This is a genomic window from Pseudoalteromonas sp. GW168-MNA-CIBAN-0100 (assembly GCF_040309225.1).
Lineage (GTDB): Bacteria > Pseudomonadota > Gammaproteobacteria > Enterobacterales > Alteromonadaceae > Pseudoalteromonas > Pseudoalteromonas arctica.
Map to the genome: position 1 here is coordinate 1 of NZ_JBEOOL010000111.1, position 486 is coordinate 486.

Below are 486 nucleotides of genomic sequence, written 5' to 3' on the forward strand. Positions count from 1 at the left end.
CGGAAATTCATCCGCTGTCAGGTTTAGCGAAAGACTTAGGCTCTTTGGCTGTGATGGTGAGCGTTATCATCGCAACTTTAATATGGGCTGGTGTATTTATTCAGCACTTGAGCTTATGAAGTGTAAATGTTATTAGAATGTATATAGCTATCAAATTCCTTATGAGTTGGATAACAAAAGGCAATATTGAGGAATTTAATGAACGCGATGCTATTACAACTATTAAAAAGCTAGAGCTTAAAAGGCAGCAATTAAAGTCTGAAGGCAATGGTAAAAAATTATCAACTGCAGAACTTAAACTGTTACTTTCTGCATACAATTACACTGGTAATGAGAAGCTATCTAATAAAATAGCTACAACCTTGATTGAAAGGCGTAATAACCGCGCAGAACAAGCATCCAGCAAAGAAGAAATAGATATTGCGAATAAACTGACTATAGATAATTTAGATATTCCATATTAAAAAGCATATTACATATTTTTGG

2 protein-coding genes are annotated in these 486 nt (G+C 34.0%); both read left to right on the top strand.

The features are described from left to right. Positions 1-14: 14 nt before the first annotated feature. The gene (locus AAEY62_RS20260; RefSeq protein WP_502935525.1) at positions 15-119 is read left to right on the top strand and encodes a hypothetical protein; all 105 of its coding nucleotides are present in this window, start codon (positions 15-17) and stop codon (positions 117-119) included. Between the two features lie 42 nt (positions 120-161). Continuing rightward, positions 162-464 carry a hypothetical protein gene (locus tag AAEY62_RS20265; RefSeq protein WP_008467353.1) on the top strand — a complete coding sequence of 101 codons (303 nt, stop codon included), beginning with the start codon at positions 162-164 and terminating at the stop codon, positions 462-464. The last annotated feature ends 22 nt before the right edge of the window (positions 465-486 follow it).